This window comes from Arsenicicoccus sp. UBA7492, from assembly GCF_002479615.1.
Taxonomy (GTDB): domain Bacteria; phylum Actinomycetota; class Actinomycetes; order Actinomycetales; family Dermatophilaceae; genus Arsenicicoccus; species Arsenicicoccus bolidensis.
In genome coordinates, this window is sequence record NZ_DLOE01000006.1 from 47,597 (window position 1) to 72,127 (window position 24,531).

The 24,531-nt window shown below is 70.1% G+C and carries 22 protein-coding genes and 3 tRNA genes; 14 read left to right on the top strand and 11 right to left on the bottom strand.

Annotation, left to right across the window (positions count from 1 at the left end; translation table 11 throughout):
• Positions 1-71 precede the first annotated feature (71 nt).
• Positions 72-482 carry a peptide-methionine (R)-S-oxide reductase MsrB gene (gene msrB, locus B4E97_RS01110; RefSeq protein WP_286958341.1) on the bottom strand — a complete coding sequence of 137 codons (411 nt, stop codon included), beginning with the start codon at positions 480-482 and terminating at the stop codon, positions 72-74.
• 62 nt (positions 483-544) lie between these two features.
• Here msrB and ligD point away from each other — a divergent pair, with 62 nt between their 5' ends.
• Entirely contained in the window at positions 545-1,579 is a 1,035-nt protein-coding gene (ligD, locus tag B4E97_RS01115; RefSeq protein WP_286958342.1) for a non-homologous end-joining DNA ligase, read from the top strand.
• Between the two features lie 13 nt (positions 1,580-1,592).
• Here the strand turns inward: ligD and B4E97_RS01120 are convergent, their stop codons facing one another.
• Together B4E97_RS01120 and B4E97_RS01125 are read right to left on the bottom strand one after the other, a co-directional pair.
• Positions 1,593-1,871 carry a hypothetical protein gene (locus B4E97_RS01120; protein WP_286958343.1) on the bottom strand — a complete coding sequence of 93 codons (279 nt, stop codon included), beginning with the start codon at positions 1,869-1,871 and terminating at the stop codon, positions 1,593-1,595.
• A 124-nt stretch (positions 1,872-1,995) separates the two neighbouring features.
• On the bottom strand, positions 1,996-3,057 hold the full coding sequence (locus tag B4E97_RS01125) for an ATP-dependent DNA ligase (protein WP_286958344.1): 1,062 nt from the start codon (positions 3,055-3,057) through the stop codon (positions 1,996-1,998).
• A gap of 94 nt (positions 3,058-3,151) precedes the next feature.
• Between B4E97_RS01125 and B4E97_RS01130 the strand changes: the two genes are divergently transcribed.
• Complete coding sequence (locus B4E97_RS01130) at positions 3,152-4,387, top strand: alpha/beta hydrolase family protein (protein ID WP_286958345.1); 1,236 nt, start codon at positions 3,152-3,154, stop codon at positions 4,385-4,387.
• Between the two features lie 5 nt (positions 4,388-4,392).
• Positions 4,393-5,652, top strand: a complete 1,260-nt coding sequence (locus tag B4E97_RS01135; protein WP_313534548.1) for a PPK2 family polyphosphate kinase — start codon at positions 4,393-4,395, stop codon at positions 5,650-5,652.
• Positions 5,653-5,752: 100 nt separating this feature from the next.
• On the opposite strand, the gene glgX is transcribed toward B4E97_RS01135, so the two are convergent.
• Positions 5,753-8,098 (bottom strand): glycogen debranching protein GlgX, encoded by a 2,346-nt coding sequence (gene glgX / locus B4E97_RS01140; protein ID WP_286958347.1) that lies wholly within the window; start codon positions 8,096-8,098, stop codon positions 5,753-5,755.
• A gap of 181 nt (positions 8,099-8,279) precedes the next feature.
• Here glgX and B4E97_RS01145 point away from each other — a divergent pair, with 181 nt between their 5' ends.
• The 4 genes from B4E97_RS01145 to B4E97_RS01160 all read left to right on the top strand — a co-directional run bounded on the left by B4E97_RS01145 (position 8,280) and on the right by B4E97_RS01160 (position 9,670).
• Positions 8,280-9,344, top strand: a complete 1,065-nt coding sequence (locus B4E97_RS01145) for a YihY/virulence factor BrkB family protein (RefSeq protein ID WP_286958348.1) — start codon at positions 8,280-8,282, stop codon at positions 9,342-9,344.
• Between the two features lie 48 nt (positions 9,345-9,392).
• A tRNA-Gly gene (locus tag B4E97_RS01150) sits at positions 9,393-9,465 on the top strand.
• A gap of 58 nt (positions 9,466-9,523) precedes the next feature.
• Positions 9,524-9,594, top strand: a tRNA-Cys gene (locus B4E97_RS01155).
• A gap of 1 nt (position 9,595) precedes the next feature.
• Positions 9,596-9,670, top strand: a tRNA-Val gene (locus B4E97_RS01160).
• A gap of 129 nt (positions 9,671-9,799) precedes the next feature.
• Here the strand turns inward: B4E97_RS01160 and B4E97_RS01165 are convergent.
• The gene (locus tag B4E97_RS01165; RefSeq protein WP_286958349.1) at positions 9,800-10,663 is read right to left on the bottom strand and encodes an alpha/beta fold hydrolase; all 864 of its coding nucleotides are present in this window, start codon (positions 10,661-10,663) and stop codon (positions 9,800-9,802) included.
• A 78-nt stretch (positions 10,664-10,741) separates the two neighbouring features.
• Between B4E97_RS01165 and B4E97_RS01170 the strand changes: the two genes are divergently transcribed.
• The 4 genes from B4E97_RS01170 to B4E97_RS01185 are packed head-to-tail and all read left to right on the top strand — an operon-like array spanning position 10,742 to position 14,631.
• Complete coding sequence (locus B4E97_RS01170; protein ID WP_286958351.1) at positions 10,742-11,650, top strand: TIGR03619 family F420-dependent LLM class oxidoreductase; 909 nt, start codon at positions 10,742-10,744, stop codon at positions 11,648-11,650.
• Positions 11,647-12,417, top strand: a complete 771-nt coding sequence (locus B4E97_RS01175; protein WP_286958353.1) for an enoyl-CoA hydratase-related protein — start codon at positions 11,647-11,649, stop codon at positions 12,415-12,417. The genes B4E97_RS01170 and B4E97_RS01175 overlap by 4 nt, the downstream gene beginning before the upstream one ends.
• 28 nt (positions 12,418-12,445) lie before the next feature.
• Positions 12,446-14,017 carry an AMP-binding protein gene (locus tag B4E97_RS01180; RefSeq protein ID WP_286958354.1) on the top strand — a complete coding sequence of 524 codons (1,572 nt, stop codon included), beginning with the start codon at positions 12,446-12,448 and terminating at the stop codon, positions 14,015-14,017.
• Positions 14,014-14,631, top strand: coding sequence for an isochorismatase family protein (locus B4E97_RS01185; protein WP_286958355.1), 618 nt, complete (start codon positions 14,014-14,016; stop codon positions 14,629-14,631). The genes B4E97_RS01180 and B4E97_RS01185 overlap by 4 nt, the downstream gene beginning before the upstream one ends.
• A 135-nt stretch (positions 14,632-14,766) precedes the next feature.
• Here the strand turns inward: B4E97_RS01185 and B4E97_RS01190 are convergent, their stop codons facing one another.
• The 3 genes from B4E97_RS01190 to B4E97_RS01200 are packed head-to-tail and all read right to left on the bottom strand — an operon-like array spanning position 14,767 to position 16,888.
• Entirely contained in the window at positions 14,767-15,690 is a 924-nt protein-coding gene (locus tag B4E97_RS01190; protein WP_286958356.1) for an SDR family NAD(P)-dependent oxidoreductase, read from the bottom strand.
• Complete coding sequence (locus B4E97_RS01195; protein WP_286958357.1) at positions 15,687-16,118, bottom strand: Zn-ribbon domain-containing OB-fold protein; 432 nt, start codon at positions 16,116-16,118, stop codon at positions 15,687-15,689. The genes B4E97_RS01190 and B4E97_RS01195 overlap by 4 nt, the downstream gene beginning before the upstream one ends.
• Positions 16,118-16,888, bottom strand: coding sequence for an enoyl-CoA hydratase/isomerase family protein (locus B4E97_RS01200; protein ID WP_286958358.1), 771 nt, complete (start codon positions 16,886-16,888; stop codon positions 16,118-16,120). The genes B4E97_RS01195 and B4E97_RS01200 overlap by 1 nt, the downstream gene beginning before the upstream one ends.
• Before the next feature lie 224 nt (positions 16,889-17,112).
• On the opposite strand from B4E97_RS01200, the gene B4E97_RS01205 reads away from it, so the two are divergent.
• On the top strand, positions 17,113-17,790 hold the full coding sequence (locus B4E97_RS01205; protein ID WP_286958359.1) for a GntR family transcriptional regulator: 678 nt from the start codon (positions 17,113-17,115) through the stop codon (positions 17,788-17,790).
• Position 17,791: 1 nt separating this feature from the next.
• Here the strand turns inward: B4E97_RS01205 and B4E97_RS01210 are convergent, their stop codons facing one another.
• From B4E97_RS01210 to B4E97_RS01220, 3 genes are read right to left on the bottom strand one after another with little or no spacing between them, the layout of a single operon-like run.
• Complete coding sequence (locus B4E97_RS01210; RefSeq protein ID WP_286958360.1) at positions 17,792-18,823, bottom strand: acyl-CoA dehydrogenase family protein; 1,032 nt, start codon at positions 18,821-18,823, stop codon at positions 17,792-17,794.
• Positions 18,824-18,833: 10 nt separating this feature from the next.
• Entirely contained in the window at positions 18,834-20,003 is a 1,170-nt protein-coding gene (locus B4E97_RS01215; RefSeq protein ID WP_286958361.1) for an acyl-CoA dehydrogenase family protein, read from the bottom strand.
• A complete protein-coding gene (locus B4E97_RS01220) occupies positions 20,000-21,580 on the bottom strand; it encodes a class I adenylate-forming enzyme family protein (protein ID WP_286958362.1) in 1,581 nt (526 codons plus the stop codon). Before B4E97_RS01220 ends, B4E97_RS01215 begins: the two co-directional genes overlap by 4 nt.
• A gap of 181 nt (positions 21,581-21,761) precedes the next feature.
• Here B4E97_RS01220 and B4E97_RS01225 point away from each other — a divergent pair, with 181 nt between their 5' ends.
• Both B4E97_RS01225 and B4E97_RS01230 read left to right on the top strand, forming a co-directional pair.
• Positions 21,762-23,384, top strand: a complete 1,623-nt coding sequence (locus B4E97_RS01225) for an AMP-binding protein (RefSeq protein ID WP_286958363.1) — start codon at positions 21,762-21,764, stop codon at positions 23,382-23,384.
• Positions 23,381-24,526, top strand: coding sequence for an acetyl-CoA acetyltransferase (locus tag B4E97_RS01230; protein WP_286958364.1), 1,146 nt, complete (start codon positions 23,381-23,383; stop codon positions 24,524-24,526). Before B4E97_RS01225 ends, B4E97_RS01230 begins: the two co-directional genes overlap by 4 nt.
• The last annotated feature ends 5 nt before the right edge of the window (positions 24,527-24,531 follow it).

Genomic DNA, 24,531 nt, shown 5'->3' on the forward strand with positions numbered 1-24,531 from the left:
ACGAGATCCGCCTGGGTTCGACACATCGACCTGACGTGCGAACCCAGGTCGATGTGACTACCTGAGGTAGGTCAGCGGGGGGCGAGGCGCATCGAGACGGAGTTGATGCAGTAGCGCTGGTCCGTCGGGGTGGGGTAGCCCTCGCCCTCGAAGACGTGGCCCAGGTGCGAGCCGCACTGCGCGCACAGCACCTCGGTGCGGGTCATCCCGAGCGAGCGGTCCTCGTGCAGCTCGACGTTGTCCGCGTCGGAGGGGGCGTAGAACGACGGCCACCCGCAGTGCGAGGGGAACTTCTCGGTGTGGGTGAACAGCTCGGCGCCGCACGCGCGACAGCTGTAGACGCCCTCGGTGGTCGTGTCGGTGTACTCGCCGACGAAGGGCCGCTCGGTGCCGGCCTGGCGCAGGACGGCGTACTCGCTCGGGCTCAGCTCGGCCCGCCACTGCTCGTCGGACTTGGTCACGGGGTACTCGCGCTGGGTCATACTGGGTCCAACCGCGCGGGGTCGCCGCAGATTCCGCTCAACCGGGCCGACAGGAGCACGTCGTGGCGAGCAAGGCCATCTCGATCGAGGTCCCGGGGCCGGACGGCGAGACGCGGCAGGTGCGGGTCTCGAGCCCGGACCGGGTGATGTGGCCGGACGACGGCATCACCAAGGAGGACCTGGCCCGCTACGTCGTGGCCGTGGGGGACCGGCTGGTGGCCAGGCTGGCGGACCGTCCGGTGACGCTGCAGCGCTTCCCCGAGGGCGTCACCGGCGAGGAGTTCTACTCCAAGAACCCTCCCCGCGGCGTCCCCGACTTCGCCCGCACCGTCGTGTGCACCTATCCCTCCGGCCGCCAGCACCCGCAGCTCGTCGTCGACGAGGTCGCGACCGCCGTGTGGGCCGTGCAGATGAACACCGTGACCTTCCACCCCTGGCCCGTGACCACGGCGGACACCGACGACCCGGACGAGCTGCGCATCGACCTCGACCCGCAGCCCGGCACCGGCTTCGCGCAGGCCGTGGAGGCGGCGACCGTGCTCCGCGAGGTGATGGTCGAGGCGGGCCTCACTCCCTTCGTCAAGACGAGCGGCAACCGCGGGCTGCACGTGTTCGCACCGATCGAGCCGACGCACGAGTTCCTCGAGGTGCGGCACGCGGTCATCGCGATCGCCCGCGAGCTCGAGCGGCGGGTCCCCGACCTGGTCACCACGGCCTGGTGGAAGGAGCTGCGGGGCGAGCGGATCTTCGCCGACTTCAACCAGGCCTGTCGCGACCGCACCCTGGCCGGCGCCTACAGCCCGCGCCCCCTGGCGGGTGCGCCCGTCAGTATGCCGATCGCCTGGGACATCCTCGGCGAGATCGCCCCCGGCGACTACACCGTGCGGACGACGCCCGAGATCGTGGCCTCCGAGGATGACGCCTGGGCGGGCTTCGACGACGCCCGGGCACGCGTGGACACCGCCCTGCAGTGGTGGCAGCGCGACGTCGAGGAGCACGGGCTGGGGGAGCTCAACTTCCCGCCCGACTACCCCAAGATGCCGGGCGAGCCACCCCGCGTGCAGCCGTCGCGGGCCCGCAAGGTCGACGACGCCTGAGCAGCGGCTGGGGTCAGCAGGCGAGGTCGTTGTCGGCCTGCATCGCGAGCATCGCGGCGCCGATGGCGGTGACGTGGCCGATGCGGGTCCGCTGACCGTCGAGGACCTCCACCCGGACGGCCCGCAGGCTCTGGAGCGCCTCGAGCGCGGCGAGCACCTCGTCGCCACGCAGACCCGTGCGAGCCACGACCGCGGAGATCTCGTGGGTGGGGCCGCCGAGCAGGTCCAGCTGCTCCACGGCGCGGAGCACCGGGAGGTCACGGCTGTCCCAGGTGGCGGCAGGCGAGGTCATGACTTCACTGTCACACGGCATATCCGCAGGTCGGGGCCACTATCGGGGAACGCGGACGGGGTTCACCTAGATGCAGAGTGACCCGGTGACGTTCGGTCGCGAGAACTTGACTGGCTGTCGTGCGTCACTCGACCAGGACGCGCCCCAGGTCATAGCTCGGCGCCCGGCTGACCTGCGCCAACGTGCACGACATCGGCTCGCGGTCGGGGCGCCAGCGCAGGAAGGTCACGGCGTGCCGGAAGCGCGACTTCTCGAGCTGGTCGAAGGCCACCTCCACGACGCGCTCCGGTCGCAGCGGAACGTAGGACACGTCCTTGGACGAGCTGAACCGCGACCGGTCCGTCTCGGCGGCGACCACGGAGCCGTCCTCCTCGCGCAGGACGTACGGCTCGAGCTCGTCGACCAGCTCGAGGCGCCGCGCGGCCGTGAACGCCGCGATGCCACCGACGTTGACGATGCGGCCGCCCTCGTCCACGAGCCCGAGCAGCAGGGACCCGACGCCCTGACCGCTCTTGTGCACCCGGTAGCCCACGACGACCGCCTCGGCCGTCCGCTTGTGCTTGATCTTGAGCATGGTGCGCTTCCCCTGCTCGTAGGTCCCCTCCAGCGGCTTGGCGACCACCCCGTCCAGCCCCGCCCCCTCGAAGTCCTCGAACCACGTCCGCGCCAGCTCGGGGTCGTCCGTGACCCGGGTCAGGTGGATGCCGGACGCGGGTGAGACGTCCTCCAGCAGCGACTCCAGGGCCGCGCGGCGCTCGCGGAAGGGCCGCCCCATGAGGTCCTCGTCGTCGGCGGCCAGCAGGTCGAAGCAGATCAGCTCGGCGGGCGTCTCCTGCGACAGCTTGGTGACGCGGGAGACGGCCGGGTGGATCCGCTGCGAGAGCAGGTCCCAGTCGAGGTGCTCGGCGCCGGCCTCGCCCGCGCGCACCACGATCTCGGCGTCGACCACGCAGCGCGCCGGCAGGTGCTCGCGCACGCGCTCGACGACCTCGGGGAAGTACCGCGTCAGCGGCTTGGACCCCCGGCTCGCCAGCTCGATCTCGTCGCCGTCGCGGATCACGATGCAGCGGAAGCCGTCCCACTTGGGCTCGTAGGACAGCCCGCCCGGGACGGAGTCCGCAGCCGGGACCGTGGGGACGGCCTTGGCCAGCATGGGGGAGACCGGGGTGGCGATCGGCAGCGTCATACGGCCCATTGTGTCCCTCGCCCGAGGGCCGTATGCCGCGCCACGCTCGCGCCACCTGCCCCACCCGCACGCCCGCGGATGTCACGATGGACGGGTGAGCACGCGCGACAGGGCCGGGGGGCCCGCCGGGGTGCTGCGCGCGCACCCTCGGGCGGTCGCGGCAGCCGTGGCGGGCGGCGTCGTGGCGGCCGGAGCCGCGACGGGGTGGCTGAGCGCCGCGGTCTACCTCGCCAAGAAGGTCGTGACGCCGGAGCGCCGACGGCCCGACGACACCGAGGTGGTGGCCTTCGACGACCGCAGCGTCACGCTGAGCCGCACGGCCGAGACGGTGATGCCCGGCAAGTACGGCCTGTTCCTCGACGGCGGGCAGTCGCACGTGAGGTTCGGCCGGATCCTCGCCGACCACCCCGGGCAGGGCACGATCACCCGGCGGCTGCACGGCGTCGACCTCGGGCGCCTGCGCACCGGACCGGCCCGGTTCCACTCCTACTACTACGCGCTCGGGCCGGAGCAGGCGCTCGGTCTGCCGACCCTCGACGTGGACGTCCCCAGCGAGATCGGTCCGCTGCCGTCCTGGTTGGTGCCCCCGCCCGACGGCCCCGTCGACGGCACCCGGTGGGCCGTCCTGGTGCACGGCCGTGGCGCGGGACGCGAGGAGACCGTGCGCGGGGTCGCCGCGCTGCACCGCGCCGGTCTGACCTGCCTGACCCCGTCCTACCGCAACGACCAGGTGGCGCCCGCGAGTAACGACGGGCTCTACGGCCTCGGGCTGTCCGAGTGGCGCGACGTGGACGCCGCCGTCGCCTACGCCCTGGAGCACGGCGCCCGCGACGTCGTGCTCGTGGGGTGGTCGATGGGCGGGGCGATCGTGCTGCAGACCCTCATCAACTCCACCCACGGGGACCGCATCTCGCAGGTCGTCCTGGACGGGCCCGTGGTCGACTGGCCGGACGTCCTGCACCACCACGCGCGCGCGATGCGGGTCCCCGGCCAGCTCACCACGCTCAGCATGCGGCTGCTCGGCGTGCCGCCCGGCCGCCATCTCGTGGGGATCGAGTCGGTGATCGACCTGGCGGCGACCGACTTCGTGCGGCGGGCCGACGAGCTGCGGCACCCGATCCTGCTCATCCACTCGCTCGACGACGAGTTCGTGCCCGCCCAGCGCTCGATCGACCTCGCGGCGGCGCGGCCCGACCTCGTCCAGCTCGAGACCTGGCAGGTCGCCCGGCACTGCAAGGAGTGGAACGTGGACCAGCAGCGGTGGGAGCGACTCGTCGAGGCCTTCGTGGCCCAGGATGCCGCCCCACCTGCGCAAAGGGTGCAACCATAGGCCGCATGGCAAAGACCTCCAAGAGCAAGAAGGCCGCCGATCGGGCCGACGAGGCCGTCGAGACCCTCGTCCGGGGCGCCGGCACCGCCGCCGCCACCTCGGACGCGGGGGACGCAGCGTCGGACGACGCCAAGCCCGGCACGGCGTCCAAGGGCACGGGCAAGGACAAGGACCAGGGCACGGCCGAGCAGGAGATCGCCAGGGACACGGCGAAGAAGTCCAAGAACGACAAGGGCAAGAAGGCCAAGGACGGCAAGGCCAAGGACGACAAGGCCAAGGACGACAAGGCGTCGAAGAAGTCCAAGGACGACGACAAGGGCAAGAAGGCCAAGGGTACGAGGGACAAGAAGGACAAGGGCGCGAAGCGCGACGCCGCGCTGGACGGTGCCTCCTCGGCGGCGACCACCGGGTCGCTCGCCTTCGGTGACCCTGACTTCACCTTCAGCGAGACCCTGCGCGCCGAGCGGGGACTCGTGCTGGCCGACGTCGACACCCGGGCGACCCCGGGCTACGAGGGCGACAAGAAGTCGGCTGCGATGGACCTCGTCGAGGGTCAGACCGAGCTGTCCGACCTGCAGGAGCGCCTCTGGGCCAACGGCAAGGACGGCGACGGGCCGTCGGTCCTGCTGCTCGTGCAGGGCATGGACACCTCCGGCAAGGGCGGCATCATGCGCCACGTGGTGGGCGCCACCGACCCAGGCGGCGTCAAGTACACCGCGTTCAAGGCGCCCACGCCCGAGGAGCGCGCCCACGACTTCCTGTGGCGCATCGACCGGGCCCTGCCCGACCCGGGTCAGCTCGGGGTGTTCGACCGCTCGCAGTACGAGGACGTGCTGGTCGTGCGGGTCAACGAGCTCATTCCGCGCTCGGAGTGGATGCGGCGCTATGCCCAGATCAACGCGTTCGAGCGGGCCGCCCTGGCGCGCGGCATCACCGTCGTCAAGGTGATGCTGCACATCTCCTCCGACGAGCAGAAGGCGCGGCTGGGGGAGCGGCTCGACCGGCCGGACAAGTACTACAAGTACAACCCCGGCGACATCGCCGAGCGCGCGCGCTGGGACGACTACATGGAGGCCTACCAGGCGGTGCTGGCCAAGACGAGCACCAAGGGCGCTCCCTGGCACGTGGTGCCGGCGGACCGCAAGTGGTACGCCCGCCTCGCGGTCCAGCAGATCCTGCTCGAGCACCTGCGGGGTCTCGACCTCGAGTGGCCGGCGGCGACCTTCGACGTCGCGACCGAGCAGGAGCGCCTCGCCCAGACCTGATGCGCGCCGCGCCCGGCGCCCACGCCAGGTGCCGGGCGCTTCGGCATACGAAGGAGCCCGCCTCGTCCAGGACGAGGCGGGCTCTCTCGTGCGAGCTGCGTCAGGCCTTCTTCTTGCCGGCCTTCTTGGTGCCCGTGGACGAGTCGGCCCCCGAGCCGTCCGTGTCGTCACCCGTGGCGCCGTCCGCCTGCTCCTGCGCCTGCGGCTCCGCCTTCGAGGTGGCGGGCTCGGTCGGAGCCGGGCGGGCGGCAGGATCGGTCGCGACCTGGCCGACGATGCCGACGCCGGTCTTTGCCGTGAGCGGCGAGGCCAGGCCGGGGGAGGCCTGCTCAGCCGGCTGGTCCGAGCGCAGGACCACGACCGAGCGGGCCGGGACGCGGTTGACGCTGCGGGCCGCCCAGACGCGGGGCTCGGTCAGCTCCGGGTCGGCGGTGTCCAGCACGACGGTCCACTCGGTGCCGTAGTCCTCGGGCGGCATCGTGAAGTCGATGCCGTCGTGGTGGGCGTTGAACAGCAGCAGGAAGTCGTCGTCGACGACCATCCGGCCACGCTGGTCCGGGGCCGAGATGGCGTGGCCGTTGAGGAACACGCTCAGCGTCTTGGCGTAGCCCGACTCCCAGTCCTGGTCGGACATCTGGGTGCCGTGGGCCGTGAACCAGGCGATGTCACCCAGGTCGGACATGCCGCCGTGGGCGGCGTCGCCGGCGAAGAACCGGCGGCGGCGGAACACGGGGTGGGACGAGCGCAGGGCGGTCAGCCGGGCCGTGAACTGCTGCAGCGCCAGGTCGTCCGCGTCGAGGTCCCAGTCGATCCAGGAGATCTCGTTGTCCTGGCAGTAGCCGTTGTTGTTGCCGCCCTGGCTGCGACCGAGCTCGTCGCCGTGCGCGAGCATCGGCACACCCTGGCTGACGAGCAGGGTGGTGAGGAAGTTGCGCTGCTGCTGGGCGCGCAGGGCGTTGACCTCGGGGTCGTCGGTCGGACCCTCGACACCGCAGTTCCAGGAGCGGTTGTGGCTCTCGCCGTCGTTGTTGCCCTCGCCGTTGGCGTCGTTGTGCTTCTCGTTGTAGGACACGAGGTCGCGCAGCGTGAAGCCGTCGTGGGCGATGACGAAGTTGATCGACGCGATCGGCTTGCGCGCGGAGTGGGCGTAGAGGTCGCTGGATCCCGTGATGCGCGAGGCGAACTCGCCGATCGTGGCCGGCTCGCCGCGCCAGAAGTCGCGGACGGTGTCGCGGTACTTGCCGTTCCACTCGGTCCACAGGGGAGGGAAGTTGCCGACGTGGTAGCCGCCGTCCCCCACGTCCCACGGCTCGGCGATCAGCTTGACCTGGCTCACCACCGGGTCCTGCTGGATCAGGTCGAAGAACGCGGACAGCTTGTCGACCTCGTGGAACTGGCGGGCCAGGGTCGCCGCCAGGTCGAACCGGAAGCCGTCGACGTGCATCTCGGTGACCCAGTAGCGCAGCGAGTCCATGATGAGCTGCAGCACGTGCGGGTTGCGCATCAGCAGCGAGTTGCCGGTGCCGGTCGTGTCGTAGTAGCTCGCGAGGTCGTCGCCGACCAGGCGGTAGTAGGCGTTGTTGTCCAGACCGCGGAAGGCGAGCGTGGGGCCCATGTGGTTGCCCTCGGCGGTGTGGTTGTAGACCACGTCGAGGATGACCTCGATGTCGGCCTCGTGCAGCGCCTTGACCATTGACTTGAACTCCGTGACCTGCTGGCCGCGGGTGCCCGACGCGGAGTAGTCGTTGTGCGGGGCCAGGAAGCCGATGGTGTTGTAGCCCCAGTAGTTGCGCAGCCCCTTCTCCTGCAGCGAGGTGTCCTGGACGAACTGGTGCACCGGGAGCAGCTCGATCGCGGTGATGCCCAGCTGCTTGAGGTGCGCGATGACGGCGGGGTGCGCGATCGCGGCATACGTCCCGCGGATGTCCTCGGGCACCTCCGGGTGGGTCATCGTCAGGCCCTTGACGTGGGCCTCGTAGATGATCGTGTCGTGGTACTCCCGGCGCGGGGGACGGTCGTGGCCCCAGTCGAAGTAGGGGTTGATGACGACGGACAGCATGGTGTGCCCGAGCGAGTCGGTGTCGTTGAACGCCGACGGGTCGTCGAACTTGTAGGAGAACAGCGCCTCGTCGTTGCTGATCTGGCCGTCGATCGCCTTGGCGTAGGGGTCGAGCAGCAGCTTGGCCGGGTTGGACCGGTTGCCCTTGGCGGGGTCGAACGGGCCGTGCACGCGGTAGCCGTAGCGCTGCCCGGGCTGCATCTGCGGGATGTAGCAGTGCCAGACGTAGCCATCGACCTCGGTGAGCGAGACGCGCTGCTCGGCGCCCTCGTCGTCGATGAGGCAGAGCTCGACGTGCTCGGCGACCTCCGAGAAGACAGCGAAGTTCACGCCGCTGCCGTCGAACGTGGCGCCGAGGGGATACGGCTTGCCGGGCCAGATTTCCATGAAGGGGTCGTCCTCGTGGGAGTGGGGATGGAGATCGATCAACCCGCCACTTTACGCGGTCCGAGAGACCCCCCGGGGGATTGAGCCTTGCGGCGAGACGACATCACGTCTCGACAACAGGCCCCACCCGCCCCTCGTGTCCCACCCGTCCCAGCCCCGGGCGGGCCCTAGCGTCGTGCCCATGACCACTCGGACCGCCCTGCGGCACCTGCTCCAGCAGGTGCCCGGTGGCCTGTCGGTCGCGCGTCTCGTGCGCGAGACCGTCCGGGTCTGCCTGCGCTACCGCGTGACCGGGCTCGCCTCCGAGGCGGGCTTCTTCGCCCTCCTCTCCCTGCCGCCTCTGGTCCTCGGCCTCATCGGGGGACTGGGGTATGTCGGAGCATGGGCCGGGCAGGGCACGGTCGACCAGGTGGTGGCCGGCCTCGCGTCCTACGCGCAGCGGTTCCTGACCGACGAGAGCGTGGGAGCCGTCATCGTCCCCACGATCGACGAGGTGCTGCGAGGTGGCCGTATCGACCTGGTGTCGCTGGGCTTCGTCCTGTCCCTGTGGTCCGGGTCTCGGGCGCTCAACGTCTTCATCGACACGATCTCGATCATGTACGGCCAGAGCGGGGTTCGCGGCATCGTCCGCACCCGCACCCTGTCCTTCACGATGTACTCGATCGCCGTCCTCGTCGGTGCCGTCGTGCTGCCGCTGGTCCTCCTGGGGCCCCTGGTCCTGTCGCGCGTCCTGCCCGGGCCGTTCGACGGCCTCGTCTACTGGACGCTCGTGACCGGTGCCGTCATGGGGGCGGTGACCTCGCTCTACCACGTCGCCACGCCACGGCGCTCGCCCTGGCGCCGCGACCTGCCGGGGGCCGCCCTCACGGTGGTGCTCTGGGTGGTCGTGTCCTATGTCGTGCGGACCTGGCTGGGCGCGTCCATCGGTGGGACGTCCGTCTACGGCCCCTTGTCCGCACCCATCGTCCTGCTCGTCTGGCTCTACTTCCTCGCCATCGCCGTCCTGATCGGAGCCGCCATGAACGCCGCCGTCCGCCACCTGTGGCCCGTCCCCGACCGTCCCAGCGCCCGCGCGCGGGTGGTCGAGGCGGTGCGGACCGAGCTCGAGGTGCGCCGCGAGCCACGCCCAGGGACCTCGCCGTTCGGGCCCGTGATCGCCGGTCTCGTGGCCGACGCGCGAGGTGCTCAGGAATTGGACGTCCCGCGCCGGCATCGGTTAGTGTCGGTCAGCACGCACGGCGGGTGAAGTTACACGCTTCGGATTCACCAAGATCCAGCGACCGCACGGCAGCACGCGGACATAGCTCAGTTGGTAGAGCGCAACCTTGCCAAGGTTGAGGTCGCCGGTTCGAGCCCGGTTGTCCGCTCTGGGGGTCCTCGGACCTTCCGGCGATGCGTTTGTTAGCATGACGGATGCATCGGCACGGTGGAGTGGCCGAGAGGCGAGGCAACGGCCTGCAAAGCCGTGTACACGGGTTCAAATCCCGTCTCCACCTCGGGCGATTGGCGCAGCGGTAGCGCGCTTCCTTGACACGGAAGAGGTCACTGGTTCAAACCCAGTATCGCCCACCACCTCCCAGCAGGCCCCGGACCACGCGGTCCGGGGCCTGCTGCTGTGGAGGCCGGGTACGCATCGCCTGCGCGTCCGCGCACTGCCTCCGCCTGCCACGCAGGCGGAGGCAGCCTCGCGCCCCTCGGCGATCAGCCGGGGAGCAGGAAGTCCCTGACGGCGCGGGTGAAGGCGTCGTTGTCGTCAGCGGCCGCGGTGTGCGCGGCGTCCTGCAGCCGGACGACCTGCGCACTAGGAGCCAGACCCCGGAAGTGCTCGACCCCGTCGTCGCTGACCACGTCGCTCAAGGCGCCCTGGAGAAGCAGCGTGGGCATCGTCAGCTCGCGGGCGGCCGTCTCCAGCTGCTCCTGGATCCGCTCGGGGTCGGGGTGCGAGTCGGTGGTGAACATCGCCGGGTCCCAGTGCCAGTACCAGCGGCCGTCCTCCCCCTGACGGAGGTTCTTGCGCAACCCGTCGGTCGATCGGGGCCTGGTGCGATGGGGTAGGTAGGCGGCGATGGCGTCGGCGGCCTCGTCAAGATCGGCGAACCCATGGGGAGCACTGCGCATGAACCCGGTGATCCGGACGGCCCCAGCTCGTTCGATGCGTGGGACCACGTCGACCAGCACCAGGCGTGAGACGAGCTCCGGTCGCTCGTGGGCCACGAGGAGCGAGGTGAGCCCACCCATGCTGGCTCCGACCAGGGCGGCGGGGCCGCCTATCTGGTCGAGCACACAGATGACGTCGTCGCGTATCGCTTCGAGGCCGTAGTCCGCGTCCGGGGCCCAGTCAGAGTCGCCGTGACCACGGAGGTCTGCTGAGACCGTGTGCAGCCCGGCCGCGGCCAGGTCGGCGCCCGCGCTCTTCCACGAGTGCCGCGTCTGACCCCCACCGTGCAGGAACAGGACGAGCGGGTCGTCAGGGCTGCCCCACTCGTCGACGGCGATCCGGACACCGCCCACGCCATCGAGCTGTCGGGTGCGGGCGGTGAGCTCCGAGCTCCTGCGGGGTTGCATGGGTCCTCCCACGGTATAGAGTGCAATTGTCCAACTAATTCGGCCATTGTAGGCCCGAGTGGCAAGCAGGAGGCCTTCGTGAGGTTCGCCTTCGAGTATGTGGTGGATGGCACAGCCGACGGCGGCTCCCTGGCGTCGGCTGACGGGCTCGCCGCCGTCGCCCGGGCCGCCGACGAGCTGGGGTACTCCGGGCTGGCGCTGCCGGAGCATCCGGCCCCGTCGTTGAAGTGGTTGACCCACGGTGGCCACGAGACGTTCGACCCGACCGCGGCTCTCGGTTTCGTCGCCGGCATCACCCGACGCATCCAGATCATGACCCATCTGCTGGTCGTGCCCTATCGCAGTCCCTTTCTCGCAGCCAAGGGCCTGGCGACGCTCGACCGACTCTCCGGCGGACGCCTCGTCGTCGGCGTCGGGAGCGGGTACCTGAGCTCGGAGTTCCTTGCACTGGGCGTGGACTTCGAGCAGCGCAACGCACTTTTCGACGAGGGGATCGAGGTCATGCGGGGAGTGTGGACCACGGTGCCGTACGACCATGTGGGCGAGCACGTGACGGCCAAAGGTGTGGCTGCGGTGCCCGGACCCATCACGCCCGGTGGCCCACCCATCCTCGTGGGTGGGAACAGTGGCCTCAGCAGGCGACGGGCGGCTCGGCTGAACGGCTGGTCACCGATGCTGCTGTCGGAGGAGGTGGCGACCTCCACCAGGACCCGGCCGCTCACGTCCATCGCCGAGCTGGCCAGGGGGATCGCTGAGGTCAAGCAGCGTGCGGCAGATCTCGGCAATCCCGGCCCGTTGACGTTCAACGCGGCCACTCCGCACCTGGAGTTTCCCACCAGCGGAGGATCCATCGAGGAGCACCGCGACCACGTCGGCCAGCTGGAAGAGGCGGGGGTGGATCAGTTCCTGGTCCGCCCCAGCCACGCGGGCGCTGCGGCTGCCGTCGACTCCCTCCGCGGGTACGCCGACCTGATGGGAATCTCATGACCGTCGACGCGCGCGTCCTGATCGAGCGTGATGGCCCGGTCGCGCGCATCACGTTGAACTCGCCGAGGAGCCTGAATGCCGTCGACGCACCGATGCTCGGGTCCCTCGCGGACGCCGTTGAAGAAGCGTCGGCCGAGGACGGGGTCAGAGTCATCGTCGTGACCGGTGCGGGCCGGGGTTTCTGCTCGGGGGCGAACCTGCTCGACCCGTCGGTCCCTGTCGACCTGGCCACGTTGCAGGCCGCCGGTCGCGTCGTGCGTGCCCTCACGACGGCTCCGCAAGTAGTCTTGTCCCGGGTCAACGGCGTGGCCGCAGGGGTCGGACTGCCGATCGCGCTGGCGGGCGACATCGTGCTGGCCGCCGAGTCGGCCACCCTGACGCTCGCCTTCAGCAACATCGCTCTGCTTCCTGACGGCGGTGCGACCGAGCTCGTGGCGGCCTCCATCGGCCGGGCCCGTGCCGTTCGCCTGGCCCTGCTGGGTGAGCGGTTGACCGCACGGGAGGCCGAGGGGATCGGCCTGATCAGCGAGGCAGTGGAGGACGCCAGGCTGGAGGAACGCACGACCGAGCTGGTCGCCGTGCTGGTCTCGCTGGGGGCGCGGGCGACCGCGCTGACCAAGGAGGCCATCAACGGGGCGACCCTCGACCTCGAGCGGACCCTCGCCCGCGAGGAGGCGGGCCAGGCCGAGCTGCTCGACGCCCCGGAGTTCGCCGAAGGAGTGGCAGCCTTCCGCGAGAAGCGATCGCCGCGTTTCCACACGACCTGAGCCGGACGCACCGACCCGAGGAGATCGCATGGGCGCGCCCATGGACCTGACATCGCTGGCGAGCGAGCTCGCCGACAAGCCCGCCTACCTGCTCGCCGAGACCGGAGAGACCCTCAGCTATCGCGACCTCGAGGACCGCTCCAACCAGGTGGCGCACCTGTTCCGGTCTCTCGGACTCGGTCGCGGAGACCACGTGGCCGTCCTCATGGAGAACCGCCTCGATCTCTTCCCGATCTACTGGGCCGCGCAGCGCAGCGGGCTCTACTACACCCCGGTCAACTGGCACCTGACGGCCGACGAGGCGGCATACATCGTGGACAACTGCGGGGCCACGGTGCTCGTGTCCTCGGCAGACCGGGAGGAGCTGGCCGCGCATGCGGCGAGTCGGGCGTCCGCGCTGCGACACCGGCTCGTCGTAGGCGGCGACGTCGACGGTGTGGACTCGCTCGCGGACAGGACGGCGGACCTCCCCACCACCCCGGTCCACGACCAGTCCGAGGGTTACTACATGTTCTACAGCTCCGGTACCACGGGGCGACCCAAGGGGATCCTCCCGGCCATGCCCGACGTTCCGTTCGGGACAGGTCTGACGCTGGATCACCAGCTCTCGCAATTTGGGTTCTCGCACGATGCCACCTACCTGAGTACCGGCCCGCTGTATCACGCGGCCCCCGTGGGCTGGTCCATGGCCGCGGTCCGCCACGGAGCCACCGCGGTCGTCATGACGAGGTTCGACGCGGAGCTGACCCTCGCGGCGATCGAGGACCACCAGGTCACTCACGCGCAGTTCGTGCCCACCATGTTCGTCCGCATGCTCAAGCTTCCTGCGGAGGTGCGCAGCCGCTACGACCTCTCGTCGCTGGTGCTCGCCATCCATGCTGCGGCCCCCTGCCCCGTGCCGGTCAAGGAAGCGATGATCGAGTGGCTGGGGCCGAAGGTCCTGGAGTACTACGCGGGCAGCGAGGCCAACTGCTTCTTCGCCATCTCGGCGCCGGAGTGGTTGTCCCACAAGGGTTCCGTCGGCAGAGCCGTCATCGGCGCGGCCCACGTCCTCGACGCTGGGGGCGACGAGCTCCCGGCCGGGGAGGTCGGCCAGCTCTGGTTCGACGGGCCTGGCTTCGAGTACCACCGCGACCCGGACCAGACTGCCGCTGCGCACGACGCGCGGGGGTGGAGCACCATGGGCGACCTCGGCTGGGTCGATGGGGAGGGCTACCTCTATCTCGCCGATCGGCGGACCGACCTGATCATCAGCGGTGGGGTCAACATCTATCCCCGCGAGGTCGAGGAAGCGCTGGCCATGCACCCTTGCGTGCAGGACATCGCGGTCATCGGCGTGCCGGACGACGAGATGGGCCAGCGTGTGCACGCCGTCGTGCACGCCGTCCAGGGAGTGGCGACCGGGACGGAGCTGGCAGCCGAGCTCGTGGGTGCGGCTGCGAGGACGATCGCGGGATTCAAGCTGCCCCGGAGCGTGGAGTTCGTCGAGGACTTTCCGCGTCTCCCGAGCGGCAAGGTGCTGCGCCGCCGGCTCGTCGACACGTACTCACCCGAGAACGCTCACCGCGTCCCCCACCCCCCCAAGAAGGAGCAGTCATGAACCAGCCAGCCCGTCATCGCCTCGGTGCGCGCGACAAGGCCGCCGTCGTGGTCGTCGAGTGCCAGGAGGGAGTGCTCGGGGAGAGCTCCATGCTCCCGGCGCTCAGCGGCCCGGCTGGGGACATGATCGGCCCGTTGACCGCCCTGCTCGAGGAGGCCCGGCGCGCGGGTGTCCCTGTGGTCCACGCGACCTACGCGGGTCCGCTCGGTGGCTCGGCCAGGGGCACCGCACCGCTCTGGAAGGCGCTCGCGCCGGCGACCGACGGGTGGACCGACGATCACCGCGGGACCCAGGTCCTGCCTGCGCTCCTCGGTGAAGGGGATCTGGTGCTGCCTCGGCACCATGGGCTCAACCCGGCCAAGGGAACCGAGCTTCTGCCCGTGCTGCGAGGCAAGGGAGTGGACACGATCATCCTGACCGGCGTCTCGGTGAACCTCGCGCTTCCGCTGATCGCGGGGGAGGCGACCGAGGAGGGCTTCTACGTCGTCGTTCCCCGGGACGCGGTTGCGGGCACTCCCGCGGACTATGCTCGGCAGGTCCTGCCCAACACCCTCGGGATGCTGGCGACGTTGACGACGGTCAGCGATCTGGCTGACCACTGGCACGGAGCCTGACCGACGAGCCCGACCCCTGCGCGTCCACGGACACCCCCCCCGGGAGCGTGGGTGGGGATCACGGCCCGATCGAGGGGTACGTGGACCCAGGCGGGATCCACCGCCCGGCGACATGGCCTCGCCGGGCGGGTGGAGTCAGCCGCCCATGCGCAGTCCGGGAGCCCGAGTGCCGAAGACGTCCACGGCGAAGACGCTGCCGAGCTTTGTCGCGTCCCAACGCTTCTCGCCGTTGCTCGCGGTCCGCACCGGTGCCCATCCGCTCATGAGCTGGATGTTCTCTCCGATGGCCTTGATGACCTGTCCGCTCACGTGGCCGGCTTCCGGGCTGGCCAGCCACGCGACCACCGGTGAGGCGAGTGACGGGTCGAAAGGATCGAAGTCGTCCTCTCCGCGCTCGTCGGGCTCCACGACCTCCGCCTCCGCCATCGAGGTCGCAGAGATGCGGGTGATGCCGCCGGGGCCGATGCAGTTCGCGGTGACGCCGATGCCGGCGAGCTCGAGACTCATGCTGAGGGTCATCCCAACGATGGCCGCCTTGGCCGCCGCGTAGTTGGTCTGCCCGAAGTTTCCGGAGAGCCCGGCGCCCGAGGTGGTGTTGATGATGCGTCCGTAGGTCCTGCCGTCGCCGGCCTTGGCCGCGGCGCGCCAGCGCGCGGAGGCCTCCTGACTGAGCAGCCAGGTGCCACGGGCGTGCACTCTCATGACCAGGTCGAAGTCAAGGGTCGACATGTTCCAGATGGCCTTGTCGCGCACGATGCCAGCGTTGTTGACGAGAATGTCGAGCTGCCCGTACTCCTCGTACGCCTGGCCGACCAGTGCCCGCGCAGCCTCCTCGTCCCCCACGTCGGCGAAGTTGGCGCTGGCTCGGCCACCCCGCGATCGGATGATGTCGACGACGACCTCGGCATCGCGCCCCGCTCCGTCTCCCGATGCGCTGGAGCCCAGGTCGTTGACGATGACGGTGGCGCCATGCTTGGCCAGCTCCAGGGCGTGGCCACGACCGATGCCGTGCCCCGCGCCCGTGACGACGGCCACCTTGCCGTCGAGCAGTCTGGTCATGAGGTCTCCTTGAGGGTGCGCGATGTGGTGGGCTGGAACTGCACGATGGTCGTGTCCTCGTCGAGGTCCGCGAAGACGGCCTCGACGCTCATGCCGATCCGGAGGTCGGCGGGGGCGCAGCCGACGATGCGGGTGACCACTCGCGGCCCTTCGTCGAGATCGACGACCGCAGCGACGTAGGGGACCTGCTCGTCGAAGGGGGGCAGGTCGTTGAGGTGGACCGTCGAATGGGTGTAGAGGGTCCCGCGGCCGCTGGCATCCTCCAGCACGACGTCGGTGCTCCAGCACACGACGCACATGGGCCGGGGGTAGTGGTGCGCCACGCCGCACGTGCGGCAGCGCGCAATGACCAGTCGGTGCTGCTTCGCCGCGGCCCAGGCTGCGGTGTTCTCACCCTCGATGGTGGGTAGGTCGCTCCTGCTCGTCATCATCGTCCCTCGAACGTGGGTGTGCGTCGCTCCATGAACGCGGTCACGCCCTCGGTGGAGTCCCGGGCCCCGGACTGCAGCTCCTGAGCCATCGCTTCCAGGGCGAAGGAAGCAGACCGGTCGCCGTCCAGGGATCGGTTGAAGAGCCGCTTGGTGAACGCGAGGGCCGTGGTCGGGGCCGCGGCCAGCTGCGTCGCTAGCGCCTGGGCCGTCGCTGCGAGGTCGGCTGCAGGCACCACCCTGTTGACCAGTCCGAGGGCTGCCGCATCCGCGGCGGACAGCTTGCTGCCGAGCAGGGCGAGCTCCTTGGCGCGCTGCATGCCGATGAGCCGTGGCAGCAGATAGGCGCCCCCGGCGTCCACGACCATACCCCGGAGCGCGAACGACTCGATGAAGGTCGCATCCTCCGACGCGACCACCAGATCGCTGGCGTAGGCGATATGAGCGCCCAGACCCGCCGCCGTTCCCTGGACCACGGTGAGGATCGGCTTGTCGCAGTCGAGGATCGCCGCGACCAGCCGTTGCGCTCCCTGCATGATGAGCCGCGCTCCTGCACCCGTCAGTCGTGGCCCGGCCTTCATGCCACCGATCCGCTCCACATCTGCCCCAGAGCAGAAGTGACGACCGGTGCTGGCGATCACGACGACGCGCACGTCGGCCCTGTCGCCGGCCTCCTCGAGCAGCGAGATGAGGTGCTTGCGTTGCTCCGGCGCGATCGCGTTGGCAGCGTCGGGGCGGTTGAGCGTGATGCGACCGATCCCGCCTTCCACGGACCATAGGACGGGTGTTTCGTCGGCGACAGGTCGCGCGGCGTCGGGCACTGGGCTCATGTGGACCTCACGGATGGGTGGGATGTCCTGTCCCCCGAGGAGGAGGATGAGATCAGGGTACGCCTGACAGGGCGTGCTGTCATCTGTTGACAGTTCCCGTCGTCAACAGTTGACGATATGCTGACGTGGATGGCCCGAACGGTCGGGCCGGGCGAGAGGGCCTCATGCTGAACACCCCCGGCGTCACCCCGATCGGAGGGGCACGCAACACCTACAGCTCCTTGGCCGAGGGCGCGATCCGAGCCATGATCACGGACGGTCGCCTTGCGCCCGGGACACGGGTCAACGAGGTCGAGCTTGCCGAGTCCCTCCGGATCAGCCGTGGGCCCTTGCGCGAGGCGATCCAACGGCTCGCGACCCAGGGCCTTCTGACGACGCGAAGTCACCATGGCTCGTACGTCGCCTCGATCAGCGCCCCCGAGCTCGCCGATCTGTACGACCTCCGCACGGCGTTGGAGACGCATGCGGTCCGCACCATCGGTCACGCCGGATCCGCGCAGGTCGCAGGAGCGGTCGCCGATCTGTTGACGGAGACGGAGACGTTGCTGGCGGCCGCACAGGTGTCCGGCGACGCCTACCAGCTCGACTTCCACCACGCGCTCGTCCGGCTCGCCGGCAACGCCGCCATCACCCGCGTCCATGACGATGTCCTGCAGCAGATCGCCCTGGCGCGCTCGCGCGCATCGGGTGAGCAGCTCGTCGTGAGGCACGCGCTCGAGCAGCATGTGCGCGTGCTCGTGCCCTTGGCCGCAGGGGACGGCGATGCCGCCGCTGCCGCGCTCGCCGAGCACCTGACCTCGTCGCGCGACGAGGCAGTCGCCCTCCTCGCCCCTCACGACTGAGTCAGCGCGGGCTCGGCAGCTCGATCAGGCGTCCTAGGAGCCCCGCTCGCGGCCCGAGCAGATGGGTCAGGACCTCGGCGCGCTTCACATAGAGATGTGCGTCGGCCTCGGCCGTGAACCCCATGCCCCCGTGCAGCTGCACGTTGGCCGCGGCGTTCTCGCGAGCCGCCGTCTGGGCCATCAGGAGAGCCGAGACCGCGTGGAGCTCGGCATCGGGGCGGCCCCCTTCGAAGGCTGCTGCCGCGAACGCGGTCTGGCCGGCTGCGGCCTCGGCTCGCAGTGCCATGTCGGCGCAGCGATGCTTGACGGCCTGGTTGACCCCGATGGGGCGGCCGAACTGCTCCCGCACCTTCGCGTGCTGGGTCGATGCGGCAAGGGCGCCTTCCGCCACGCCCGTGAGCACGGCGGCCGTGAGGACCATCGCACGGGCGAAGATGTCGGAGGCTCCCGACGTGACCTCCGTGAGCGGCTCGGCGCCGAACATGGAGACCCTGGCCAGGGTGCTGGCGGGGTCGAGGCTCGGCGCAGGGTCGAGCGCGGCCAGACCCTGGGTGTCGTACAACGCGGCGCGCTCCCGGGCGAGCATGATGACGAGACCCTCGGGCCGGGCGTCGAGGGCGTAGGCCGAGTCGCCGCTCGCAGCGGTGACCATGTCTCCCCTCCGCGCCGGCCCGGGCAGGACCAGGCCGGCCCGGGTCTCGCCAGTCACCAGGGACTGGGCGAGTGACATGTCCCCCGACGCCGCCGCCACGTGGGCGGCAAGGATCGTGGAGACGAATGGGCCGGGGGAGGGAATGCGTCCCACCTCGCGCAGGACGAGGTACTCCTCGACGAGCCCCAGCCCAAGGCCTCCGGCCGGCTCGGGCAGCCCGGCTCCGAGCAGCCCGAGATCAGCGGTCCGGCGCCAGAGCTCGGCAGACACGACCTGCGCGTCGTTCCGTCGGTGGACCAGCTCCGTGCCCAGCTGCTCGCCCAAGAACTCGGCTGCTGCTCTGACCAGCTGGTCCTGGTCATCGGTAGGAATGAGTCGCACGAGCGTCCTCTCAGCGTGGGAGACCGAGTACGCGGTCTCCGATGATGTTGCGTTGCACCTCCGAGGTGCCGCCGCCGATGGTGTAGGAGAAGGACTCCAGGAACCGTCCGGACCAGCCGTCGGGGGCCGACAGGGGGACGAGCTCGAGGCCCCGTGATCCGACGAGGTCCATGGCCAGGCGGGCCACCGACTTCTGCAGCTCGCTGAAGTAGAGCTTGACGATCGATCCCTCCGGACCCGGGACCCCCGTCGCGTCGGTGCGCGAGACCCCGACATAGGTCATGGCCTGGAGGGCCGCCACCTCCGCCCGGGCGGTCGCCAGTCGACGCGCCATCTCGTCGTCGGCCAACGCACTGCCTCGACCGAGCGAGGACGGGAGCTCACGAGCCAGCTCGATGAGCTGCTCGACCGTCGTCGCGAGGCGCACCTGGCCGGCGGTGAATGCGGTGCCGCGCTCGAACGCCAGCGTGGACATGGCCACGCTCCAGCCGTTGCCGAGGCCTCCCACGACATTGGTCAGCGGGATGCGCACCTCGTCGTAGAAGACCTCGCAGAAGTGATGCGCGCCGTCGATGGTCTCGATGGGCCGCACCTCCACCCCGGGAGAGTGCATGTCGCAGATCACCCAGGTGATGCCCTGGTGCTTGGAGCCCGAGTCGTCGGTCCGGACGAGGAGCTCCTGCCAGTCGGCGACGTGAGCGTAGCTGGTCCATACCTTCTGACCAGTGACGACCAGGTCGTCGCCGTCGACCACGGCCCGAGTCCGCAGCGAGGCCAGGTCAGATCCGCTCCCAGGTTCGGAGAAGCCCTGGCACCACAGGACGTCCCCCCGCAGGATCGGCGGAAGGTGCTGAGACTTCTGCTCGTCGGTGGCCCGGGCGATGAGAGTGGGGCCGGCGTGGTTCAGCCCCACGAACCGCGTGTCCATCGCCGGCAGGTCTGCGCGGCCGTACTCCTCGTGCCAGATGAGCTGCTCCAGCAGGGACAGCCCCCGACCGCCATACTCGACCGGCCAGTCGATGCCCGCCCACCCTGCCTCGTGCAGGGTGCGCTGCCAACCGAGGTCGTACTCCCGTGCATCTTCGTCCTCTGGACGGGTGTCCCGGGGTTTGTGCTCCTCGAGCCACGTACGAACCTCCTCGCGGAAGGCGTCCTGGTCGGGGGTGAAGTCGAGGTTCATGAGCTCGCTCCAGGTCGAAGGTTGCGTTTGAGGATCTTTCCCATGGCGTTGCGGGGGAGAGCGTTGATGAGCTCGACCGTCTCGGGAAGCTTGCGCTTGTTGAGGCCCTGCGCCAGCAGCTGCGGCGTCAGCGACTCGAGCGACGGAGGGTTTGCCGGGTCGGCCGGCACGACCACAGCCACGACTCGCTCGCCGGTGATGGGGTCCGCGCGGCCGACGACGGCTGCCTCGGCCACCCCCTCGCAGCGAACGAGGTGCTCCTCCACCTCGCGGGCCGAGATGTTCTCCATGTTGCGGATGATGACGTCCTTCAGCCGCCCGGTGATGGTGACGTACCCATCGACGTCGATGGTGGCGACATCACCAGAGCAGAAGAACCCCAGCTCGTCGAAGGCCGCGGCGTCCAGGGCGGGGTCGACGTATCCCCTCATCAGCTGTGGTGCGCGCACGCGCAGCTCGCCCGGTTCGCCGACGGATGCCAGCCGACCGTCAGCCCCGACGATGCGGATCTGCACGCCGGGGCTGGCGCGCCCGTCGCTCAGGGCAAGGTGGTCGTCGTCGTCCGTTGGGCTTGCCCAGGAGATGTACGGGCATTCGGTCAGGCCGTAGCCGGAGACCGTTCCCACCCCGCCGAGCCCCTCCTTGACCTCTCGGTGCAGGCTCGCGACGCGGGGCGCGCCCCCCATCATGAAGGCCTTCATCTCGGGGAAGAGGCGGCGGTTCGGGTCGGCCTTCTGCTGCGCGATGAGCATCCGGGCAAAGGGCGCTCCCGTTCCGCCGTGGGTCACTCCCGCCGAGGTCAGTGCTCGAGTCGTCGTCTGTGGATCGAAGATGTCGGCGAAGATGAGGCTGCAGCCAACCTGGAGGGCTTGCAGGAGGTGGACGATCCCACCGATGTGGGCGATGGGCGCCAAGGCGGCCAGCCGGTCGGTCGGCACGGGGCGGATCGCGTTGCAGTAGGCGTCCGAGGCCGTCAGGAGCCCCTGGTCGGTGTGCTGGGCACCCTTGGGGTCCGAGGTGGTGCCCGACGTGTAGAACGCCCAGCGGATCTCCGGCTCGGGCGCGGGAGGAGGAAGGGTGGCCGGGTCGCCGTCCGGGAGGTCCCGATCCACCACGAGCACCGCGACGGAGCCGTGATCCGTCGCCAGGCTGCGTGCCATGTCCAGGTGGCCGAACCCCCGGTACTCCACGGGCACGATGATCACCTGGGACCGCAGCTGTCCGCAGATGAAGCGGACCTCTTTGTCGCGCAGCATCATGATGAGCGGATTCTGCACCGCGCCGATCCGGCTGAGGGCCAGGGTGAGGACGGCCGTCTCCAGCCAGGTGGGGAGCTGCCAGGAGACGATGGACCCCCGAGAGATGCCCAGCTCGTGCAGGCCTGCCGCCGCGCGCTCCGCCTTGAGGAGCAGCTCCTCGAAGGTCAACCGTCGGTCGTGCTCGTCGACGGCGAAGACGTCCTCGGGGGTGGCCCGAGCCCGCTGGACCGCGAGGTCCCAGAGACTGTTCGCCTGGATCCCGAGCCGAGGCTCGGTCGACGTCCCCAGGGCTGAGAGCGTGATGTCAGCGTCTGCCATGTCAGCCTCCGGGGCGTCGGTCACGAGGGATCAAGCTTGCGTCTGCGAAAGCCATCCACCACGCATGCTGCCCCGGCGGCCGTCATCTGTCAACAGTCGACAAACTCTGCTAGAGTCGCCGACGACCCGCTCCGATCAGGACGACCAAGCAGGAGCTGGTCCACAGGGAGAGGGGCAGGACATGACCAACGTGGGGTCTCTCCTCACCACGGCGGCGGTTCACCATGGCGAGCACGTGGCGCTGCGGTTCGGCTCGCAGCGCTGGTCCTTCGCCGAGCTGGACGCCCGGGTGGATGCACTCGCCGCGGGGCTGCGGGAGCTCGGCGTCCAGCCGGGCGACCGGGTCGCCTGCCTGTCGTGGAACCGGCCCGAGGTCATCGAGACGATGTTCGCCGTGTTCAAGCTCGGCTTGGTCCTGGTGCCCCTCAACCCCCGTTACACGGCGGGGGAGGTGGCCTATCACCTCCAGGACTCGCGGGCTGCGGTCCTCGTGCACGGTCCGGGTTTTGCGACGGTGGTCATCGAGGCGGTGCGCCAGTCGACAAGCGTGCGGCACGTCCTCGCGGTGGGCGGCGAGACGGCCGACCCTTCCGCCGGCGACCCGGCCGACCCTGGCCGCATGCTGGACTACGAGCGCGAGATCGCTCGCCACGCAGGGGCGGTCCAGGAGGCGGCGGACGTCGCCGACGACGACTGCTGCTGGCTCTTCTACACCTCGGGCACCACCGGTCGGCCCAAGGGCGCGATGCTGACGCACGGCAACCTGCTCTTCGCCGTCGTGGGCTGGGTGGCGGACCTCACCCCCCTGACGCCGGACAGCGTGGTGCTGCACGTGGCGCCGCTGAGCCACGGCGCCGGGTTCCACGCCCTGGTGGCCGTCGCCAAGGCCGCCACCCAGGTCATCCCGGCACCCGAGACCGTGACCGCGGCCGAGACACTGGAACTCCTCGTCGAGCATCGCGTGACGGACACCTGGATGGTGCCGACCCAGATCACTCGGATGGTCGCAGAGATCGATGCGCGCCGGGTGAGCGGCCAGCCGCCGGACCTGAGCTGCCTGCGGTCGATCGTGTATGGCGGCGCGCCCTTCCACGTCGAGGACCTCAGAGCGGCGATCAGCTCGCTCGGGCCCGTCCTCGTCCAGCTGTACGGACAGGGAGAGACTCCGATGACCGCCACGTTCCTGTCCCATGCAGAGCACCGACTCACCGGGCCGGAGTCGTCCCGCCTCGGGTCGGCGGGCCACGCTCGGACCGGCATGCAGGTGCGGGTCGTCGACGCCGCCGGCCGGCAGGTGCCCGACGGCGCCAGAGGTGAGATCGTCGTGCGTGGCCCAGCCGTGATGAAGGGCTATTGGGGCCGGCCCGAGGAGACCGCTGACACCCTGCGAGGCGGCTGGCTGCACACCGGTGACGTCGGCACCTTCCAGCGCGGCTACCTGTACGTCCTCGATCGCTTGAAGGATCTGATCATCAGCGGCGGCTCCAACGTGTACGCCCGGGAGGTCGAAGAGGTCCTGCTCGAGCACCCGGTCGTCCACGAGGTCGCCGTCGTCGGCATCCCCGACCGGGACTGGGGCGAACGCGTGGTGGCGGTCGTCGTGCCCGTGGGCGGATCCACCGTGAGCGTCGGCGCGCTCCAGGAGCATGTCCGGTCCCGTCTGGCGTCCTACAAGCGGCCGAAGGACTACGTCAGCGTCGACAGCCTTCCCCGAAGCGGCTACGGCAAGGTCCTCAAGCGGGACCTCCGGGAGCGGCTGACCGCTGATCGTCCGATCGATGTCCACTCCCCGGAGGAATCGTGAACCGCAGAGTCGCCGTGGCCGGTGTGGCCCTCTCCGACGTCGGCAGGGTCGACGACCTGTCTCCTTGGGCGCTCGTCGCCCAGAGCAGCCAGCGAGCACTGGCCGACGCAGGGCTGCAGCCCGCAGACATCGACGGCGTAGCGTCGACCTCTCTCGGCATGCTCCCCCCGGCCGACGTGGCCGAGTACCTCGGCCTGCGGCCCCGCTGGTTGGACTCCACCGCCGTCGGGGGTGCCTCGTGGGAGGTCATGGCTGCCCATGCCGCCGACGCGATCTCGGCCGGGCACGCTGACGTCGTCCTGCTCACCTACGGCTCCACGGCCCGGGCGGACATCCGCAAGCGGCTGCGCACGGCCAGCCTGGCCTGGGGAACCCGCGGGCCGGTCCAGTGGGAGGCGCCGTACGGTCACACGATCATCTCCAAGTACGCCATGGCCGCCCGCCGCCACATGCACGAGTACGGCACGACCATCGAGCAGCTCGCAGACGTCGCGGTGTCTGCACGCTTCAACGCGGCCGACAACCCGGAGGCCATGTTCCGGGACCCGATCACGGTGGAGGATGTCCTCGCCGGTCCGATGATCGCGGACCCCTTCACCAAGCTCCAGTGCTGCATCCGCTCGGACGGTGGCGCCGCCGTCGTCCTCGTCGCGGAGGATCGGGTCCCAGACCTCAAGCACGAGCCGGTCTGGATCCTTGGGTCAGGTGAGGCGACGAGCCACGTGTCGATGTCGCAGTGGGACGACTTCACCGTGGGTCCGGCGACCATCGCCGGCAAGCGCGCCTTCGAGCGCGCGGGCGTCACCCCTCAGGACATCGACGTGGCGCAGCTGTATGACGCCTTCACCTACATGCTTCTGCTGACTCTCGAGGACCTGGGGTTCTGCGAGCGTGGTGGAGGAGGAGCATTCGTCGAGTCGGGCGCGCTGCGTCTGGGCGGGAGTCTCCCCACCAACACCGATGGTGGCGGGCTGTCGGCCTGCCACCCCGGCCAGCGCGGGCTCTTCCTCATCGTCGAGGCGGTTCGGCAGCTTCGTGGTCAGGCCGGGCCGCGCCAGGTGAACGACGCGCGTCTGGCCTGCGTCAGCGGTACCGGCGGCTGGTTCTGCACGAACGGGACCATGATCCTGGGTACCGAGTAGGCGAT

Coding starts and splice junctions, on each gene's coding strand:
- B4E97_RS01145 (WP_286958348.1), top strand. CDS start 8,280: ATGACCACTCGGACCGCCCTGCGGCACCTGCTCCAGCAGGTGCCCGGT.
- B4E97_RS01225 (WP_286958363.1), top strand. CDS start 21,762: ATGACCAACGTGGGGTCTCTCCTCACCACGGCGGCGGTTCACCATGGC.
- msrB (WP_286958341.1), bottom strand. CDS start 482: ATGACCCAGCGCGAGTACCCCGTGACCAAGTCCGACGAGCAGTGGCGG.
- B4E97_RS01220 (WP_286958362.1), bottom strand. CDS start 21,580: ATGGCAGACGCTGACATCACGCTCTCAGCCCTGGGGACGTCGACCGAG.
- B4E97_RS01120 (WP_286958343.1), bottom strand. CDS start 1,871: ATGACCTCGCCTGCCGCCACCTGGGACAGCCGTGACCTCCCGGTGCTC.
- B4E97_RS01190 (WP_286958356.1), bottom strand. CDS start 15,690: ATGACCAGACTGCTCGACGGCAAGGTGGCCGTCGTCACGGGCGCGGGG.
- glgX (WP_286958347.1), bottom strand. CDS start 8,098: ATGGAAATCTGGCCCGGCAAGCCGTATCCCCTCGGCGCCACGTTCGAC.
- B4E97_RS01175 (WP_286958353.1), top strand. CDS start 11,647: ATGACCGTCGACGCGCGCGTCCTGATCGAGCGTGATGGCCCGGTCGCG.
- B4E97_RS01185 (WP_286958355.1), top strand. CDS start 14,014: ATGAACCAGCCAGCCCGTCATCGCCTCGGTGCGCGCGACAAGGCCGCC.
- B4E97_RS01135 (WP_313534548.1), top strand. CDS start 4,393: ATGGCAAAGACCTCCAAGAGCAAGAAGGCCGCCGATCGGGCCGACGAG.
- B4E97_RS01205 (WP_286958359.1), top strand. CDS start 17,113: ATGCTGAACACCCCCGGCGTCACCCCGATCGGAGGGGCACGCAACACC.
- B4E97_RS01215 (WP_286958361.1), bottom strand. CDS start 20,003: ATGAACCTCGACTTCACCCCCGACCAGGACGCCTTCCGCGAGGAGGTT.
- B4E97_RS01195 (WP_286958357.1), bottom strand. CDS start 16,118: ATGACGAGCAGGAGCGACCTACCCACCATCGAGGGTGAGAACACCGCA.
- B4E97_RS01125 (WP_286958344.1), bottom strand. CDS start 3,057: ATGACGCTGCCGATCGCCACCCCGGTCTCCCCCATGCTGGCCAAGGCC.
- B4E97_RS01180 (WP_286958354.1), top strand. CDS start 12,446: ATGGGCGCGCCCATGGACCTGACATCGCTGGCGAGCGAGCTCGCCGAC.
- B4E97_RS01165 (WP_286958349.1), bottom strand. CDS start 10,663: ATGCAACCCCGCAGGAGCTCGGAGCTCACCGCCCGCACCCGACAGCTC.